Here is a 16,627-nt window from a genome sequence, read left to right as displayed (position 1 = left end):
TGCCAGATTGTTTTCATGATCTTCAATGTATATAAAAAGTCCTGCTGCCTTCTTGATTAAACCCGTCGGCAGTAGGACATATCTTTTTTCTATATCATAATAGAGTTCCTGGTACACCCATACATTTTTACAGATCGGTATCCTTAAAAATTAGTAATGATCAGAGAGAGACCGGATAAAATCAACAGTATGATTACTCCCGTCTTAATTTTCTTCTCATCCAGCACCTTGGACAGCCCTATTCCAGCCAGTAATCCCAGAATCATAAGGGGTATCAGCAGCAACGCGCGTTTGTACATCTGCGCTGTCAGTATTCCGGTAACACTATACAGGATGATACGGAAGGTATTCTCCGCCAGGAAAACGATGCACAGATTTCCTCGGAACTCTTTACTACTCTCCGTCTTCTGCCCCATATATGCGGCAAGCAGGGCTCCAATACCGAATAGACCGCAGAGCAGCCCTGATAGCAGACCAATGGACAGCATGACAGCGGAGGAATATTTCTTCCTCCTGTTCTGCCTCTCCCGGAGAAACAGCTCCAGCCCGATCCCCGCTACCACAAAGCCAAATATTATCTTAATCACCGTTACATTGCCGGACTTCAAGATAACGGCTCCCGGAATACTCCCTGCAATCACAAGAATTACAAGGGGAAGCCATATCTTCCAGTTTAACGATTTCCTTTCCTTCCAAGAAACAATAATATTCGAGGGATAACCCACCAGCAGCTCAACGGGGGTAATGTTGATATTACTGGTCCCAAAGCTTAGCATTGTACTCAGCACCAGGGTATTGGCAAAGCCGCACAATCCTTTGATCACATAGGCGCAGATAACTGCAAAGCCCGTCCATAGCTCCATTATTTCCGTCCCCCGTCTTCCGCTATGCAGCAGACGTCTCTGCTGCTGTTTCTCCTGCCTCTTCTTCTGTCACTTCTTCTATCTCTTCTTCTATCGTTCTTCAATTCTTCGGTTCCTTCCGTTCTCCGGCTTCTTCCATCGGTCATTCTAGCCGATATCCGGCTCATCGCGTAAGGTAAAGCGGTCGCATACTTTTCCCTCCGTCTCGAATATAATGATTTCATTCTCCCCCTGCTTTAAAAGAGGGGCGGGAATATATAAACGTTTCTGGGGTCCGATCTCCCAAAAGCGGCCGATGTTGAAGCCATTCACAAAGATGCAGCCCTTCCCCCAGCCTTCGAAATCCAGGAAGGTATCCCCTGTCTCCTCCGCACGGAAGACCCCGCGGTAGAATGCCGGGGTATTCTCCTTATATTCCTTGCCAAAGTCCACTTTTTCTATATTATCCAGAGGCAGAGGATACTGCTTCCAGCCGTTGTGCATATGGCCGTTGATCTGCACACAGTGGTTGATTCCCTTCCTCTGCTGCTGCATCCTGGGACCAAAATTGACACGCCCCATATTCTCCACCAGAATATCAAGGGAAGCCCCTCTCTCAAATTGCAGATCCACTTCATGCTCTTCCAGCAGCTCCCTGTCGTACAGGGTGAGTACCGGCTTTTGATCAATAAACAGATTCGCTCTGTCGTTGGCTTCCCAAAGGCGAATTTTCTCTATGTTCTCTTCTGTATTCAGCGGGGAGCGGTACAGGATATATCCATAGCTCTGCCCCAGCTGCTCCATACACTGGGTATAGGGACTTTCTGCCGCGACGGAGATATCCTCCAGTACGGAAAATAAGCTCACCTTATCTTGAATCAGGATCTCACCATAGGCCTTACGTTCAATCTCAGGAAGAAGCTCCACCTTCGGAAGCTCCGTATATTTTGCGATCACTTCCCTGTATCTTCTATATTTCTCCGTGATCCGGCCATCCTCCGTAAGCATCGCGTCATAATCATAGGAGGTTACATCCGGGGTCAGTTCGTCGTAATAATTGGAGCCGTTCATAAAGCCGAAATTAGTTCCGCCATGGAACATATAGATATTCACATGTCCCAGCTCCAGCATTTTATCCAAATCCTTCACGCTCTGCTCCAGGTTCCCTGTCATATGCCCGCCGTTGCCCCAATGATCGAACCAGCCCACCCAGAACTCGGCGCACATCAGAGGCCCTTCGCCGGTATATTGCTTCATCAGTTCAAAGCGCTCTGCAGTACGTGAGCCAAAGTTTCCGGTAGGAAGGATGCCCTCCATACTTCCGCCTCTCATGCTGTCATGGAAGGGGCCGTCCGAGGTAATCAAGGGGACAGTAATCCCGTTATTCCTCATCATTTTCTTGATTGCCTCCATATAGGAAGCATCATTGGCATAATAACCATATTCATTTTCAATCTGCATCATAAGAATCGGGCCGCCATGGTCAATCTGATAAGGGGCCAGCATCGGAAGCAATACCTTATAATAATCCTCCACATGCTTCAGAAAGGGAGCATAATTCACCCGAAGCCTCATGCCCTCCTCTGCCAGCAGCCATGCCGGAAGTCCGCCAAACTCCCACTCCGCGCAGATATAAGGCGACGGCCGGATGATCACATACAATCCCAGCTCCTGTGCTGTCCGGATAAATCGGATCACATCCAGCATACCTTCAAAATGAAACTCCCCCTTCTTCGGTTCATGGGCATTCCAGGGAATGTAAGTCTCCACCATATTAGCTCCCAGTGCCTTCAGCTTCCTCATCCGGTCCGTCCAGTATTCAGGCACGGTACGAAAATAATGGATGGCACCCGATATTACCTTGATTGGTTTATCATCCAAATAAAATTTATCACTTATCTCAAATCTCCCCATGTTCTATACTCCTTTTCATCAAGCGGTTTTTAATCAATCAAGTAAAAAGATTCCTATCGTGATCTAATCTTCTTACTTCATTCATCAAGCAGGAACGGATGCCTTCAATAGTCCACAGTACCATTTCTCAGGCATAAAATCAATCGTTTTATCCGCTGAACCGTTATTGTGAAACGTCATTCAACCGTAACAATTGAACTGCAATAAACAGAGTGCTGAAACTCTCTTTTCAAAAGTATCAGCACTCTGTTCCATACTTACAATGCTGCGCTATGGCAACACGATACCATGTCCGCAAGCGTCCATAATATGGCACTGCATGCCAGGGTGCGCACTACGCTTCGCTTCGGCACAGATATGCCTTACAAGCAATTCATACCTTTCCGGCAAAGTATACCGGTGTAATTATTTATATAATGCGTCAAACTGTCTCTGCAGTTCTGCGGTAACCTCTTCAAATCCCGCATTCTTTAATGCCTTCTGATACTCAGCAACGATTTCTTCTGCGGTTCCCTTATATTTGCCGTAGGAGATCTGCTTCATATAATTGGTGTGAACCTCGCTGATATTGCTGATCATGGACTGGATATTGTCTACATCGGGAACGAACTGTCCGTAAGGATAGTCGATCTTAATGCTGTCATACTTTGCATATAAAGCATCAATTGCGTTCCAGTCCCTGGTGGCATCCCTGATCTCCAGGTCATCATTTCTTCCCCACCAGTAGTTGGTTACGATCTCCTGTGTGGCACGGTCATAGCCGGGTGCCTCGATACGGAGTCCGTCTGCGTTGATATCCCACTGAACACCCTTCTGTCCATAGTTGAGCAGCTTGTAGCAGTCGGGATCATTTCTGAGCAGATCATATACCATGAGCGCTCTCTCCGGATTCTTGCTTGCCGCGGATACAGCCATGGCACCATGGGTAATGGATAAAGCTACTACATTATTGGTCTCTTCACCAAAATAGAAGAAGCCAACCTCTGCGCCCTCTACCTCAAGAGGTGTCTTACTTACCAGATCGGTCCAGGTCTGGGTATGGTGCTGTTCTGCCGCAACCTTGCCAATCTTGAAATCTTCTCTGTTGTCAACGCCGGTATTGTTTAATACGTCCGTCTTCCAAACGCCGATCTCATCCCATTTCTTCATCATCTTAGCATACTCTACCAGCAGAGCTGCATCCGTATAATAAGGAGAAACAATGGTGTACAGATCATCCTTCATGCCGCCCCAGAGAGCTCCTGCACTCAGACCGTCGATGGTTACCCAGTCGGTATGGGAAGTAATCCATCCGCCTACCATCTGGCTGTGATGGGTGCCGTCAGAATCCCAGGGAATGTTGATATCGGTAATGTTTTTCTTCACCCACTCAAAATAGGTAGTTAAATCCTCCCAGCTGTGAACGCCGTTGGCAAGACCTGCCTGCTTTGCCCAGTCAAGGCGGTATGCATAACCGTGGTTAACCCACTGTGCATAATTGTCTTCCGGCATCAGATAAATCTCTCCGTTGTATTTGCATAATTCCCAGTGCTCCGGACTTACGCTTTCCCATGTCTTGGGAGCATAGGTCTTTAACATATCCTCGGATAATTCCAGGAACGCACCGTTCTTTGCATTGGGCCAGGCGTCCAGCCAGTCGGAAGCGGTACCGATTAAGTCAACCGAGCCGTCCATCTGTGCCAGAGTCAGATTGTAATTAGCCAGGTAATCGGTCCAGCCGATGTAATATATCTGCAGCTCCGCGTTTACCTTTTCCGTCAGAATCTTGTTCAGCTCTTCCAGCATTGCCTCTGTAGCGCCGTTATCCTTGGGATCACCGGTGGTCATGTAGTTAATCACAACATGCTCCGAGGTGTCAATTCCTGCGGTATCCCCTCCGCTGGTGTCTCCGTCTGTCTTGGTATCTCCGCCGGTCTGAGCACCGGAAGTCGGATTGTTCTTCCCATCGTCTGTGGACGGCTTATTTGTCTTGCCGCACGCAGTCAGGCCAACAATCATAGTTACTGCCAAAAGTAATGCCAACCATCTTTTTTTCATAAATGTACCTCCCATTTTAATGAATGATGAATATATTATTGTCTCCGTATAAACGGAGTTACAATCCGTTTCATGTGCGGCCTCGTATCGCACTTATCCCTTGACGGCTCCTATGGTAATTCCGCCGATAAAATATTTCTGAACGAAGGGATAGAAAAGAACCACCGGTCCCGTGGCCAAAACCGCATTGGCCATCTTCAGGCTCTCCGCCGGAAGATCCGAAACGGTAACATACTGTCCTGCCACGGAGTTCTTCAGACTTTGAACTTTATTCACTATCTCATACAGCGTGTACTGCAGCGGCCTCACATCTACCTTTGGACTGAGGAAAAGAGAGGACTGGTACCATTCGTTCCAATAACCCAGGGCAAGAAACAGGCCGATGGTAGCCAGAGCCGGCTTCAGCATGGGCAAAATCAAAGCAGTGAAAATCTTCATATCGCCCGCACCGTCAATCTTGCCGGACTCCGTTATTTCATGGGGGATTACCTTGACAAAGTTCTTCATCAGGATAATCAGCCAGGGTGTCATCAGCAGCGGTAAAAATACTGCGAAGTAACTGTCCTTCAGCTTATAGGTCTGTGTCATCAGCAGATAGTAAGGTGCCAATCCCGCCGAAAACAGGCTTGTAAAATAAATATAAAAGGAAATCACATTGCGGAAGGGAAAGTCCCTTCTCTGCAGCGCATAACCTGTCATAGATATAATGCCGAGTCCGAGAAAGGTTCCGAAGGCAGTCATAAGGATGGTCAAGGCATAGGCTTTCCAAATCGTGCCCCCAGCCAACACCAGCTCATACGCCTTCAGGGTGAAGTCCTTAGGAAACAGCTGAACTCCCTCAGCCCGAATGATTACTTCCTCTGTAAATGAGGTGGCGATAACAATGAGAAACGGAACAACACATGCCAACGCATACAAGCTTACTACCGCATAACCAAAGCTTCTTATTATCTTATCCGAGGTACCCAGCCTAACCTTGGTACCCTGCCGGATATAATTTTCCTTTTTCACCATGCTCTTGTGCCTCCTCTCCTTAGAATAATGAATAATCCGGTTCAATCTTCTTCACGATCATGTTACAGGTTACTACCATCAGAAATCCGATCAGGGACTGGTAGAGGCCAACTGCTGATGCAGTGGAGAAGTTAAAATCCGTTAAGGTTGCCCGGTATACATAAGTCTCGATGATATCTGTCGTCGGAAACAGCAGGGAATTGGTTCCGATTATATTGTAGAACAATCCGAAGTTACCCTTTACAATTCCTCCCATGGCAAAGAGCAGCAGAATGACCAGCGTCGGCTTCAGTCCGGGGAGAATGATATAGCGGATCTTCTGGAACCCATTGGCACCATCCACTCTCGCCGCTTCCACAATCTCCATGTCAATACCCATAATCGCTGCAAAATACACTACCGAGTTATATCCGGTTACCTGCCATAGGTAGATAACAACCAGAAGCACCGGCCATACACTGGCATCCGAGTACGGTCCCCACCGTTCCAGGCCCATCTTGACAAGCATGCTGTTGACAAAACCATAATCATAATTCAATAAATTATAAACAAGAATACCCACCAGAACCTGCGAGATAAAGTAGGGAAGAAACATCATGGTCTGACTGATCTTCTTAAACCATCTGCTGCGAAGCTCGTTCAGAAGGATCGCCACGAATATCGCCAGCAGATTGCCGAGAATAACAAAGGCCAGATTGTAAAGAACCGTATTCCTGGTAAGATTAAACAGCTTACCGGAGGTGTACAGGAACTTGAAATTATCCAGACCCACGAACTTGCTTCCAAAGATGCCGTTCCTGAAGTTGTATTTTACAAAGGCCACGTAGATACCGGGCAGGGGCATGTAGCTGAATGCAAAGAAAAACAGCACTGCCGGTGTACACATCAGCAGAAGCACTCTGTAATGGTATACCTTTTTCCAAAAGCTCATCTCTTTCACGCTTTTGTTAATCTTGGTTATTCCTTTTGATTTTCCCATTTAATCACTCTCCATGCTCTATTTCTTGCATTTGTTGTTTTGCACATTTTGAAATCGGTTTCATGTGTATATATTATCATTTTATTCTTTATTGGTCAAGTAGTTTTTTGCAATCGGTTTCTAATTTATATCTTTTTTATATATTTTTCTTTTTTTATTATGCACTATTACTATTGACTGTAAAAAAAAGAGACAGGCTCTGCAATCCTCCTGTCTCCTTTTTCTAAATTTATCATATTTTCATGAATTCGGTGTCATTTTTATTTACGATTCTGATCATCTTCCTATTACTCTTCAAGCCGCCCTGTCTCCCTGGGCGGACCGCTGGTCTCCCGTATTGCCAGAGTCGGCAGTATCAGCTGCACCAGAGGCTGTTCCCGTCCTTCCACAGCCGCAACAGCCGTCTCAATCAGCTTTCTTCCGAACTCTTTATAATTATAGTCGATGCTGGTAAGCCTGGGCATGATCAGATCGGTAATATAGGTATTGTCATAGGTAACCACGCTAATATCCTGGGGAATCCGGTATCCATGCTCTGCAATGCTGCGAATTACTCCTGCTGCCGAAAAATCGTTGATTGCAATTACCGCAGTCGGAACCACACCCTTGTCAAACATTTTATTCATACCGTTATATCCTGACTCATAAACATATCCGCTGTCCTCCGATATCAGTTCGGGACAGAAGGGGATACTGTATTTGCTGAGAATCTGCTTGTACCGCTGGAACTTCTCATAGGTGGAGGCCACATCCATACGCCCGCCGATCAGGGCGATCTGCGTATGTTTCAAAGAGATCAGATACTCCATCAGAAGCTCCATGGTCTTCATGGCATCAATCTTCACCTGATAGCACCGGGTGCCGTCCAGCTTTCCGGTGATGACCACAGGTATCTTATTCATCAGGCGGTTCACCCGCTCCACATATTCCACGCAGGAAACCAGATCGTCCACTCTGCCCCCCAGTTGGATAATGGCATCTACCCGCTGTTCCTCCAGCTTCTCCAGCTGCTGCTCCTCCTGCTCTATCTTGCCCAGGGAATTGCACAGCAGTACGGTATAGCCGCACTTTCTGGCGGCCATCTCACAGGCTACGAACACTTCCGCGTAATAGGGGTTTCTGATATCCGCCGCGATGATACCGATGACCTTGCTTCTGGTGTCGGCAAGTCCTCTCGCCAGGGCATTGGGTTTGAAATTGTATTTGTCAATCAGCTCCAGGATTCGCTCTTTTTTCTCCTGCCTTACGTTGGCGTTGCTGGTCAATACTCTGGAGACAGTGGAAGGTGATACCCCTGCTTCCCTGGCAATATCATATATTGTGATAAGCTTGCTGTCGTTTGGTTTTAATCCTTCCATGTTACTATTCCCCTGCCTTCTGTATGTAACGTTATAATTGTGCTTGAAACCGATTTCTTGATATGATTTCATTTTATAAGGGATGCGGGGAAATGTCAAGAAGAAAGAAGTTACATTCCCATGCTCTCATACCTTTTGATACCCCGGTAAAATACATGGCGGGCTATGAGCAGGAATAAGGCGCTCATTCCGACGAGGGCAAGGCTGTAGGAGATTGCATGCTCTCCCCGCAGTATGTAAGCCGGTATACTGCCGATGAAGGCGTATGGGATTATAAAGAGAAGGACCAGACGCACGCCTTTGGGATAAATGGTGACGGGGTAGCGGGCGTATTGCCCCAGGCTGTTGATGGTGAAGGGGATGCTGGTTCTTCCGCCCGAATCGAACCAGAAGATCAGGCTGTTGCTGATCAGGTAGACCGACATTAGGATTACTGTGCCGCAGACGATGAATAAGAGACACAGAAGAAGCGTGACAAAGGTAAACCTGCCCAAGGACTTCAAGAGGATATTCAGGCTGATGATGCCGAATAGGAATACGCCGATGCCCTGCAGGCCCATTCCGAAGGAAAGCACCTGGAAGAAGGGGGAGACCGGGCGGGAAAGGATGGTATCGAACTTGCCGCCGAAGACCATGGCCGGCATCTGCCAGATGCCCTCGAAGAGGACGCTGTTAAGCCCCTCCGCAATGAAGAGGAAGGACATGATCAGATAAACCTCCTTCTCCTGCCAGCCCGCAATGTTGGGGAGGTTTTTGTAGATTACAAAGGGGATGGCCATGGTCAGGAGGCGTGTCACGATGCCCGATATCAGCATCATCCAGAAATTGAAGGTGTATTCCATCTCCGTTTTGATGTACTGTTCTTTTAGCTTGAAAAATATTCTCAGCATGGTCAACCTCCTGCAATCATCAGATTCTTCCGCACACGGCTGTAGATCAGGCTGTGAAGAAGGATAAAGGCCGCCAGCCACGCCAGCTGGCCCAGGTAGATCATGGGAAGGCTGACCGGCAGCTCCTGCCCCAGCAGCAATCCCACCGGAATCTGCAGCATGTAGGGGAAGGGCGTCATATAGGTGAAGTTCTTGAGCCAGACCGGGAACATGGCCACCGGCAGCATGGCGCCGGAGAAGAATTCATACAGCGCGATTCGGGTCCAGGTGATTCCCAGATGGCCCGTGGAGAAAAAGCATAAAAGGCTGAATACCTCCACCAGCATGATCCGGAGCAGCACCGACAGAATGAAGCACGGGATGAATAGCAGCACCGAACCCAGTCTGGGCGCGGCCATGTATTTTCCGAAGCATAGGAAACCCGCCGTCACGATAATCAGGTTGACCAGGCTTTGCAGCAGGATGGCCCCCGCCATCTCCGAGACGGCCTGCACCAGGAAGGATACCGGGCGGATACACCGGGACACCACGGAGCCGCTTCGGATCTCCCTGGCCAGGACATTCTCGGTGGACCAGCCCAACAGATTGTTTAATCCAAAGGCGATCAGGATATAGGCGTACATCTCTTCCCTTGCCACTCCGCCGATGGCCCCTCCGGCCTGCTGGCCGTACAGGGCGGGCCACAGCAAATATTGGCCGCCCAGAAGAACCAAGGGGGTAAAGAGATTCAGGATGAAGCTGGTCCGGTAATACATATGACTTTGCATGGAAATTGCCGTCAGTTTTAAAAATGCTTTCACGTTCCTTAAGCCTCCCTTGAAAAGATTCTGGAGACCACTTCATCGATATCCGGCTCCTGTATGGTGATATCCTCAATTTCAAAGGACTGGGAGATGGCATTTAATACCTGTTCCGAGGAATACTGCTCCGTTTGGTATATGATTTTGGTGGTTCGGCCCTCCGCCGTAATTCTGGCTTCCGGCAGCAGCGGCCGGATGTCCCTTTTCAGGCTTCCGACCACCTTGACCATCTTATCTCTGACATAGCGGTGCTTCAGATCCTCCAGGGTACCGTCATAGAACAGCCTGCCTTTGGAAAGCACAATGGCATCCTCGCAGATCTCATCAATGTCGTCCAGATCATGGCTGGTGAGGAAAATGCTGATGCCCTTCTCCCGGTTCATCTGCCGCAGGAAGGTGCGTATGGTATGCTTCACATTGATGTCCAGTCCGATGGTGGGCTCGTCCAGATACAGGAGCTTCGGGTCATGCAGGAATACCATCCCGATGTCTGATTTCATCCGCTGTCCCAGGGACAGCTTCCTTGCCGGGGAGGACAGGATGGGGGCCAGCTCCAGCAGCTCCACCACCATGTCAAAATTTCTCCGGAACCGGTCCTTGTCCAGCTTATACAGGGTTTGAATGGCATTATAGCTCTCAATGACAGGAATATCCGTCCACAGGTTGGATTTCTGGCCGAAGATCACTCCAATGCTGCGCAGATAGTCCTGTCCGCTGTGCCTTGGGTCCTTTCCGCGGGAATCACCGTCCATAGATACCTTGATCTCTCCCCTGGTGGGGGTTAGAATTCCGATCATCATTTTGATCAGGGTGGATTTGCCCGCTCCGTTTTCCCCGATGCAGGCCAGGGCCTGTCCCTCCTTTACGCGGAAGGAAACCTGATCAACGGCCGCCTTCTCTACCCATTGGGAATGAAACAGATTTTTGAAGGCCCCCCTCAAACCGGGGTCCTTCACATTGTTGCGATATATCTTGCTCAGGTCAGTTACCTCTATCATAATATGCTCCGCATCGCATTTCTTCCGCCGAAACCCCTTCTCCCGCCAGAATAGGATGCCTTCCCTTTCTTCTGTAATTCATTCTCTATTCCAGCGTGACCGCCGCCGCTTCCCGGCAGCCCTCCGCTTCTGCTGTCACAATAATTCTGCCCTCCCCGTTTCTTCGGATATAGGCTGCAAGTTTGCCGGCAAATGTGCTCCGCTCATGATCCGTATAGGGGGTGAGATCGCTTAGATTACCGCTCTCCAGTCCCGCCAGCTCTCCCGCTCCGGCTACCGTTACTTTGATGCGCCGGTCATCCCAGACCGTGCTTCTGCCGTCTTCATCCCGCAGCTCAAACAGCAGCTGGTACAGATAACCCGTTTGTGCGCAAGCCGCCTCCCAGCTGTCTCCGGTAATGGCATCCGGCTGATTCCAGATCCGGCAGTCAAGCTGCTGAGCAGCCTTGGTACTGCCCAATTTCTTCTCCAGAACCAGGCCTCCTTCTTCATTCAGACCTTCCGCAGTCAGCACTCCTTCTTCAAAGGGTACTTCGAACAGACAGGCCCCGTCTTCATTATATTCCAAAGCTCTCAGAGAGGGACTGGAATTAATACGATCCGCAGAGAGAAGCTTTTCCTTATCCGAAGAACAAAGCTTCCCGCTTTCCGCAGGACAGAGATTGAACCGGCCGATCTCCCTGCCATTCAGGCAGAGCCTTATCTGCGGCAGATTGGTGTAACATTTTACAAGAATCGTTTCCCCTGCTTCGTAATTCCAGGACTCTGTCATAGGAATCCAATGTTCCCTTCTGCCATCGGCCTTCCGGGTAGCAATGTGCAGTACATCCCTGCCGCTCCAGAAAGACTTTCTCCGGTAGAATTCCGGTTTCTTAAATCCCGCGCAGGTGATATAGCCCGCCCTGGAGCCCCGGACCGGCCAGCCGGCGGCCTCACCCAGATAATCGATTCCGGTCCACAGAAACTGCCCGCTGATATAGGGATTATCCTTTACCGCCAGCCAGGCGCTGTAGCTGTGCCCGTTCTCGCTTCCCAAAAACGGCTTGTCCGGGAAGCTCTTGTGATCGTCCTCATATAAATGCTCTTTATAATTATACCCCACAACGTCAAGAGAGTCCAGGAAGCCGATCCTGGCCGACAGCTCCGGAAAAGCCGCCGCCAGCGTCACCGGGCGGCTGGTATCCTCTGAACGGACAATCTCTGCCAGCTCTCTTGCGATCACTGCCAGCCGCTCCGCATTGGGCTTGTTACGGTCATACCGTCTCTCTGCCTCGGGCTTGTTGGCATCATTGTTGCCCGTCATCGTGTCAAACATGGGATGGCAGTAGGGATCATTGGGATAATCAATCTCATTGCCGATACTCCACAGGATAACCGAGGGGTGATTCCTGTCCCGGCGTACCATTGCCCTCAGATCCTCCTCATGCCATTTGGGGAAATCCTCAAAATATCCCTGATGCCTGGGCGGATATACATTGTGTCCCACGGACCATTTATTCTTGGCATTCTCCCACTCGTCAAAAGCCTCGTCCATCATCAGAAAGCCCATATGGTCACACAGCCGGTATAATTCCGGCATATGGGGATTGTGACTGCAGCGGATGGCATTACAGCCGCTTTCCTTCAGCAGCTCCAGACGTCTCTGCCATACCTCCGCCTTCATAGCCGCGCCCAGGCAGCCGCCGTCATGATGCACACAGACACCTTTGAATTTGGTCTCCTCCCCATTCAGGAAGAACCCCTTATCCGGATCAAAGCAGAAGGTACGGATTCCTACGGTATCCTCATGAACCAGATAGCTCGCCCCTCCCTCTTCTTCTGACTTCCCTTCGGAAGAGAGTACCGGACCCTTGACACGATAGCAGGTACGCATCCGGTACAGGTTCGGAGCTTTTGGCGACCACAGATCCGGCTTGTCTACAATGCCCTCCATGGTAAGCTTCCCCGCTGCTCCCGCTGCCAGAATAATGCTTCCCCGAAGTATCGTACCGGCATCCCCCGGCTTCTCCGGCTTCTTATTCCAACCCGCCGAAAGCGGCTCCAGAGCGGTCTCTATCTCCAGGGTAACCTCTTCGGACAAGGAATTGATTATTTCCTGGGTTACCTCCACCGCCGCCGATTGACCGTTGGCCTCCCTGGTACGGAAAACGATCCCATACTCCGCAGGATGAACCGGCTCCTCAATCACCAGGGTTACCTTCCTGGTAATTCCGCTTCCTGTAAACCACCGGGAGTCCGCAAGATCCGTATGAGTCACCTTGACACTGATCTCATTATCCTCCTCCCCAAAGTATGCAAAGGAAGAGAGATCATAGGAAAAGGTTGTATAGCCGCTGGGGCGTTTCCCCAGATAATAGCTGTTGCACCACACCTGGCTGTTCTTATATACTCCGTCAAACACTACCCGGATGCTTTTGCCGCGGTATTCCTCCGGCAAATGGAATCGAAGACGGTACCAGCCGATGCCCCCGGCCAGATAGCCGGTTCCGCTGGAATATTCCCGGGAAAAGGGATGCTCCACGGACCAGTCATGGGGCAGCATAACCGTCCTCCATGCGCTGTCGTCAAAGCCCTTGTACCAGGCTTCCTCACATTCTCCGTAATGAAATTTCCAATTCTGATTCAAATCCTTAATCACCGTATCCATAAAAAGACCTCCGTTTTCAAAATGTAAGACAAGCCGGTTTACGCTTGTCGTTGTTTGAGCATAAGACACGGTTTGGCAGTCGGCAGCCTTAACCGCAGCTCTATCATAATCATAAAAAAGCAGAGGGGAAAAGCAATAGACAATTTAGACCTGCTTTATCCAATAGCGACTTTTAGATTATAAATCAACGGATCTGTCCGCAGCCATCCTTCGCGCATAGGTAGCCGGCGGCACTCCAACCTGCTTTTTAAATACCCGGTTAAAATAATATTCATCCGGAAATCCCACCCGTTCCCCAACGGCTCCCATGCGCATCGGAGTGTGAAGAAGCAGGCTCTTGGCAGACTGAATCCTTATCTTAGTCAGATATTGAAAAATCGTCTGCCCCATTACCCTTTTAAAAATACGGTTCATATAATCAAAATTATTACCAAACTTCTTCTCCAGAAGCTCTCCCGTGATTTCTGCCGCATATTCCCGGTTGAGCCATTCCAGGATTTCCTGAACCCTCTCATAATAGACAGGCAGGGGAGCTGCCCCGGCATACTTCCTGCTGCTGTAATATTGATTCATGACAGCCGTCACAAAGGAACGTGAGATCTCAATAAATAATTGCTGTATCTTACAAGCGCACAGCAGCTTATAATGCTCCAAAGGATCATAGTTATTCTGCTTTGCCTGCTGCAGCAGCTCGCTCATCCTGATCCGGTCACCGGTATTAACGATATTCCAATGCCGGGGCAGGAAGACGGTATTGCTCTTACACTGGTCGTAGGAGGAGCTGTCACTCTTCAGAGCATCCTGACGCATCTGCATCAGGCTTCTGACCATCTCCTCCTCTCCTTCCATCTCCGCCAGACGGAAATCGGAATGCATAAAATGTACATAAAAGTACTCGCAGCTGGAGGCTCTGGTTCCCTCATGGGTTCGGTCCTTATCCAATATGCACACATCTCCGGGAAGGAGGGTAAAAGCTGCCCCGTCCTCCAGCAGATGCATCTCTCCCCGCTTAACAAAGTACAGGATATACTCTCCCGCTTTCCGTTTCTTGTGAACATAGGGCGGCTCTACAACCGCATCATCGACAAGATGCACCATGGGCAGACTGTCCCCCGATAATTGATAGAACTCCATACTTCACCCGCTTTCCCCTGCGCATTTTACAATACCTCCTGAAAAGTGGTTTAAATCAAGGAGGATGACGAAACTTGCTCAATCGATAGAAGTATTATACTCCCATCCGGCAAAATCAACAAGGACAGGATAAAATATATAATTCTGAATTCTCTTGACTCATATATCAGACTGATATATAATCATTATATCAGACTGATATATGAGGTGGTAATATGATTCGGCAAAAAATCCGCAGCTTGCTATTAATACTGTCCCTGCTTCTTTTCCCAATAACTCTTTACTATTTTTCTCCTGCGCTGATTATCAATGCCGGATCAGACGGGGTTGTATTAATATTTCCAAGATAGCAGGACCGGGTGAGATTGAAAACATAGAGTGCATTCCATGCGGTGCCTGTGTTGATAGCTGCAGGCGGAAAGCACTGAAATATACCATGCGAAGGACGGCGAAAATAATGGCAAACGAAAAAAAGCTGGATTGCGTTATCTTAGGTTTATTAAGTCATGAGGACTTAACTGGTTATGAAATAAAAAAGAGAATAGACACTGCCTTGAAATTTTTTTGGCACGCGAGCTTCGGAAGCATATATCCTACCTTGAGAGAACTCGTTGCCAGCGGCTTTGCCGCCAAATCCGACACCGCCGGGAATGACCGCAATAAAATAAGATACACCATAACCGAGCAGGGCCGCCGGTACCTGGAGGGCTGGCTGGAGCTTCCCGCAGAAAAAGATGAGCTGCGTTACGAAACATTGCTGAAATTATTCTTTGCAGATGGCTCCGGGAAGGAGACGGCACTAAGACATATCGAGAACTTTGAAGCAAAGACAAAGGCGGAGCTTCCTTATCTGACATCCGCAGTCAAAACTCTGGAAAGCATCCGCGGTGATGATAAAGCACATCTGTATTACCTTCTCACCGCGCAATTCGGAGCGAAGGTATACCAGGCTTACCTGGATTGGTGCGAAGAGGCGAAAAACCTATTGAAGGGGGAAAATTAATCTATGGGACACTTTGGCTTTTCCTATATCGGTTTCATCTATATGCTCATGCTCGTGATCCCGAATGTGATCTGGGCCCGGAACAAACCCCACGGCTACGACCCCTCCGGTGAAAATAAAGCCCTGCTGCTTTTTGAAAAAGCCGGGCAGGTGCTTTGTACCGTAAGTATCTTATTTTTCAGCGATACCAATCCCCGGAGCTTTGAGCTCCGTACCTTCTGGCTGCTGGCTTCCGCTTTGCTTATGATATTATATGAACTTTTCTGGATTCGCTACTTCCGCGGCGGACACACCCTGCAGGATTTCTACGGATCTTTCCTTTGCGTTCCCGCACCGGGAGCCGCTCTGCCGGTTGCGGCATTTCTGCTTCTCGGTATCTACGGGCGGCTGATCTGGCTGATTGCTGCTTCTGTAATATTAGGCATCGGCCACATCGGGATTCATTTGCAGCATATTCATAACTTGAACAAGAAATGAGCTTCATAAGCTTATAGAATAAAATAGACGCTTCGGACATGATATGGTATGATTTAGTAAATAGCAAATGGTGCTATGATTAACCGATAGGAGGTATCAGCGTGATAGAAGATGAATTGAAGATTAAAATGTACTCCTTCACAATGGATTGCAAAGACCCTTATGAATTAGCAAAATTCTATGCAGAACTGCTCAAGTGGGAAATACCGTTTCATGATGAAGACTGGGCATGCGTAAGCGCTCCGGGAACGCATCAGGGGTCATATCCCGGTATACTGTTTCAACGCAATCCCGAATATCAACCGCCTGTATGGCCGGACGAGCCCGGAGCTCAACAGCAGATGGCACATCTGGACTTTGCTGTTACTGACTTGGAAAAAGCCGTTCCCTATGCGCTCCAGTGCGGAGCAGCCATCTCAGAGAAGCAGTTTTCGAATGACTGGAGGGTTATGTTTGATCCCGCCGGACACCCTTTTTGCTTATGTCAAATGAAATCAGTTTTTGAAAGTCCTCATTTTGCATTGTTATAGAAAG

General features: G+C 48.9%; 15 protein-coding genes. 3 read left to right on the top strand and 12 right to left on the bottom strand.

Annotated features, from left to right (window positions below; translation table 11 throughout):
- Window positions 1-143 precede the first annotated feature (143 nt).
- From HNQ56_RS02980 to HNQ56_RS02925, 12 genes are all read right to left on the bottom strand, one after another.
- Window positions 144-863 carry a sulfite exporter TauE/SafE family protein gene (locus HNQ56_RS02980; RefSeq protein ID WP_429142651.1) on the bottom strand — a complete coding sequence of 240 codons (720 nt, stop codon included), beginning with the start codon at window positions 861-863 and terminating at the stop codon, window positions 144-146.
- Window positions 863-1,030: a hypothetical protein gene (locus HNQ56_RS02975; RefSeq protein ID WP_429142648.1), complete on the bottom strand. Its 168-nt coding sequence runs from the start codon at window positions 1,028-1,030 to the stop codon at window positions 863-865. Before HNQ56_RS02975 ends, HNQ56_RS02980 begins: the two co-directional genes overlap by 1 nt.
- Complete coding sequence (locus HNQ56_RS02970) at window positions 1,011-2,756, bottom strand: glycoside hydrolase family 35 protein (RefSeq protein ID WP_429142645.1); 1,746 nt, start codon at window positions 2,754-2,756, stop codon at window positions 1,011-1,013. Before HNQ56_RS02970 ends, HNQ56_RS02975 begins: the two co-directional genes overlap by 20 nt.
- Window positions 2,757-3,161: 405 nt before the next feature.
- Window positions 3,162-4,793 (bottom strand): DUF3502 domain-containing protein, encoded by a 1,632-nt coding sequence (locus HNQ56_RS02965; RefSeq protein WP_429142642.1) that lies wholly within the window; start codon window positions 4,791-4,793, stop codon window positions 3,162-3,164.
- 93 nt (window positions 4,794-4,886) lie between these two features.
- Window positions 4,887-5,807 (bottom strand): carbohydrate ABC transporter permease, encoded by a 921-nt coding sequence (locus HNQ56_RS02960; protein ID WP_429142640.1) that lies wholly within the window; start codon window positions 5,805-5,807, stop codon window positions 4,887-4,889.
- A 19-nt stretch (window positions 5,808-5,826) separates the two neighbouring features.
- A complete protein-coding gene (locus HNQ56_RS02955; RefSeq protein ID WP_429142637.1) occupies window positions 5,827-6,786 on the bottom strand; it encodes an ABC transporter permease in 960 nt (319 codons plus the stop codon).
- A gap of 287 nt (window positions 6,787-7,073) precedes the next feature.
- A complete protein-coding gene (locus HNQ56_RS02950) occupies window positions 7,074-8,144 on the bottom strand; it encodes a LacI family DNA-binding transcriptional regulator (protein WP_429142634.1) in 1,071 nt (356 codons plus the stop codon).
- A gap of 110 nt (window positions 8,145-8,254) precedes the next feature.
- Complete coding sequence (locus HNQ56_RS02945; protein ID WP_429142631.1) at window positions 8,255-9,034, bottom strand: ABC transporter permease; 780 nt, start codon at window positions 9,032-9,034, stop codon at window positions 8,255-8,257.
- A gap of 2 nt (window positions 9,035-9,036) precedes the next feature.
- Window positions 9,037-9,834 (bottom strand): ABC transporter permease, encoded by a 798-nt coding sequence (locus HNQ56_RS02940; protein WP_429142628.1) that lies wholly within the window; start codon window positions 9,832-9,834, stop codon window positions 9,037-9,039.
- Between the two features lie 5 nt (window positions 9,835-9,839).
- On the bottom strand, window positions 9,840-10,832 hold the full coding sequence (locus tag HNQ56_RS02935; RefSeq protein ID WP_429142626.1) for an ABC transporter ATP-binding protein: 993 nt from the start codon (window positions 10,830-10,832) through the stop codon (window positions 9,840-9,842).
- A gap of 85 nt (window positions 10,833-10,917) precedes the next feature.
- Entirely contained in the window at window positions 10,918-13,479 is a 2,562-nt protein-coding gene (locus HNQ56_RS02930; protein ID WP_429142623.1) for a glycoside hydrolase family 2 TIM barrel-domain containing protein, read from the bottom strand.
- Between the two features lie 177 nt (window positions 13,480-13,656).
- Complete coding sequence (locus HNQ56_RS02925) at window positions 13,657-14,613, bottom strand: helix-turn-helix domain-containing protein (RefSeq protein ID WP_429142620.1); 957 nt, start codon at window positions 14,611-14,613, stop codon at window positions 13,657-13,659.
- Window positions 14,614-15,070: 457 nt separating this feature from the next.
- Here HNQ56_RS02925 and HNQ56_RS02920 point away from each other — a divergent pair, with 457 nt between their 5' ends.
- From HNQ56_RS02920 to HNQ56_RS02910, 3 genes are all read left to right on the top strand, one after another.
- Window positions 15,071-15,616, top strand: coding sequence for a PadR family transcriptional regulator (locus HNQ56_RS02920; RefSeq protein WP_429142616.1), 546 nt, complete (start codon window positions 15,071-15,073; stop codon window positions 15,614-15,616).
- A gap of 3 nt (window positions 15,617-15,619) precedes the next feature.
- Window positions 15,620-16,093, top strand: coding sequence for a hypothetical protein (locus HNQ56_RS02915; RefSeq protein WP_429142613.1), 474 nt, complete (start codon window positions 15,620-15,622; stop codon window positions 16,091-16,093).
- Window positions 16,094-16,194: 101 nt separating this feature from the next.
- Window positions 16,195-16,623, top strand: a complete 429-nt coding sequence (locus HNQ56_RS02910) for a VOC family protein (RefSeq protein WP_429142610.1) — start codon at window positions 16,195-16,197, stop codon at window positions 16,621-16,623.
- The last annotated feature ends 4 nt before the right edge of the window (window positions 16,624-16,627 follow it).

Source organism: Anaerotaenia torta, assembly GCF_050433395.1.
In the GTDB taxonomy this organism is placed as follows: domain Bacteria; phylum Bacillota; class Clostridia; order Lachnospirales; family Lachnospiraceae; genus Mobilitalea; species Mobilitalea torta.
The sequence above is the reverse complement of the archived record's forward strand: the minus strand, read 5'-3'. Positions and strand labels throughout refer to the sequence as shown.

Excerpts from the sequence above, each read along its gene's own strand:
- HNQ56_RS02980 (WP_429142651.1), bottom strand. The coding sequence starts at position 863 with ATGGAGCTATGGACGGGCTTTGCAGTTATCTGCGCCTATGTGATCAAA.
- HNQ56_RS02975 (WP_429142648.1), bottom strand. The coding sequence starts at position 1,030 with ATGAGCCGGATATCGGCTAGAATGACCGATGGAAGAAGCCGGAGAACG.
- HNQ56_RS02970 (WP_429142645.1), bottom strand. The coding sequence starts at position 2,756 with ATGGGGAGATTTGAGATAAGTGATAAATTTTATTTGGATGATAAACCA.
- HNQ56_RS02965 (WP_429142642.1), bottom strand. The coding sequence starts at position 4,793 with ATGAAAAAAAGATGGTTGGCATTACTTTTGGCAGTAACTATGATTGTT.
- HNQ56_RS02960 (WP_429142640.1), bottom strand. The coding sequence starts at position 5,807 with ATGGTGAAAAAGGAAAATTATATCCGGCAGGGTACCAAGGTTAGGCTG.
- HNQ56_RS02955 (WP_429142637.1), bottom strand. The coding sequence starts at position 6,786 with ATGGGAAAATCAAAAGGAATAACCAAGATTAACAAAAGCGTGAAAGAG.
- HNQ56_RS02950 (WP_429142634.1), bottom strand. The coding sequence starts at position 8,144 with ATGGAAGGATTAAAACCAAACGACAGCAAGCTTATCACAATATATGAT.
- HNQ56_RS02945 (WP_429142631.1), bottom strand. The coding sequence starts at position 9,034 with ATGCTGAGAATATTTTTCAAGCTAAAAGAACAGTACATCAAAACGGAG.
- HNQ56_RS02935 (WP_429142626.1), bottom strand. The coding sequence starts at position 10,832 with ATGATAGAGGTAACTGACCTGAGCAAGATATATCGCAACAATGTGAAG.
- HNQ56_RS02930 (WP_429142623.1), bottom strand. The coding sequence starts at position 13,479 with ATGGATACGGTGATTAAGGATTTGAATCAGAATTGGAAATTTCATTAC.
- HNQ56_RS02925 (WP_429142620.1), bottom strand. The coding sequence starts at position 14,613 with ATGGAGTTCTATCAATTATCGGGGGACAGTCTGCCCATGGTGCATCTT.
- HNQ56_RS02920 (WP_429142616.1), top strand. The coding sequence starts at position 15,071 with ATGGCAAACGAAAAAAAGCTGGATTGCGTTATCTTAGGTTTATTAAGT.
- HNQ56_RS02915 (WP_429142613.1), top strand. The coding sequence starts at position 15,620 with ATGGGACACTTTGGCTTTTCCTATATCGGTTTCATCTATATGCTCATG.